General features: G+C 67.6%; 2 protein-coding genes. Both read left to right on the forward strand.

The features are described from left to right. Positions 1 to 858: RNB domain-containing ribonuclease (locus U858_RS0133295; protein WP_025141374.1), on the forward strand; the 858-nt coding region annotated here is incomplete at its 5' end. Between the two features lie 160 nt (positions 859 to 1,018). After that, the coding region (locus U858_RS0133300) for an RNA methyltransferase substrate-binding domain-containing protein (protein ID WP_025141375.1) at positions 1,019 to 1,270 on the forward strand (252 nt) is incomplete at its 3' end.

A 1,270-nucleotide genomic window follows, 5' to 3' on the forward strand; every position in this document is an offset into this window, starting at 1 on the left:
GCCAAGGACTACGGCGACTTCCTCGATTCGGTGCGCGGCCGTCCCGACTACCAGCTGCTGCAGACCATGTGCCTGCGCTCGATGCAGCAGGCCATCTACAGCCCGGACAACCTGGGCCACTTCGGCCTGGCCTATCCCGGCTACAGCCACTTCACCTCGCCGATCCGCCGCTATCCCGACCTGCTCACGCACCGCGTGATCAAGGCCCTGCTGGCCGGGCAGCGCTACGTGCCCAGCCTGGACGACCAGCCGGTCGTCATTGGCCGCACCCAGCGCGAACACGAGCACGCCATCTGGGAAAAGATGGGCCTGGTGCTGTCGGCCAGCGAACGCCGTGCCGACGAAGCCTCGCGCGATGTCGAGGCCTGGCTCAAGTGCTGGTTCGTCAAAGAGCGCGTGGGCGAAGACTTCAGCGGCACCGTCACCGGCGTGGCCAGCTTCGGTATCTTCGTCACGCTGGATACGCTGCACGTGGAAGGCCTGGTGCACGTCTCGGAACTGGGCGGCGAATACTTCCAGTTCAACGACGCGCTGCACGAGCTGCGCGGCGAACGTACGGGCATGCGTTACCGCCTGACCGACAAGGTCCAGGTGCAGGTGTCGCGCGTGGACCTGGAAGCGCGCCGCATCGAGTTCCGCCTGGTGCAAGGCACCAGCTTCGACGCCTTGCGCAAGGCAGCCGCCCGCGGCCCCGACGAAGGTCCGCGCCGCGTGAAGAAGGCGGCGGCGCCCAAACCGGCCGCGCTGAAAGGGCAAACCGCCAAGGAACGGCGCGCCGAGGCCAAGAAAGCCGGCAAGCCGGCCAAGGCCCCGCAACGCGCCGCACCGGCCAAGAAGGCCGTGCGCAAGCGGCACTGACCCGACTGCGTCCGGTCTGGCGGCATGCCCGCGGGCCGGACGTGGGCTGGACGTGGGCCAACCGCCCCATAAGGGGTAACATTGCGCCTATGGCCGGCTCTTGTCCGGTGGCCCGCTCCGCTCTGGAGCGGGTATTCGTTTATCTAAAGGTATTGCATTTATGGCGTCGACCCAAGTTCTTGCCGGGTTTCACGCGGTGGTCGCGCGGCTGCGCCACGCGCCCGAGTCGATCAAGGATATTTACGTAGAAGCGTCGCGCCGCGACAAGCGCATGCAGACGTTCATCGAGCAGGTCGAAAAGGCCGGCTGTCGTCTGCACCCCGTGCCCATGGAGCGCCTGGACGGCCTGGCCCGCGGCACCCGCCACCAGGGCGTGGTGGCGCTGGCCGACGAACGCCAGCTGGCCGTCGAC

The sequence above is a fragment of the Achromobacter sp. DH1f genome (assembly GCF_000633435.1).
Classification (GTDB): Bacteria; Pseudomonadota; Gammaproteobacteria; order Burkholderiales; family Burkholderiaceae_B; genus Achromobacter; species Achromobacter deleyi.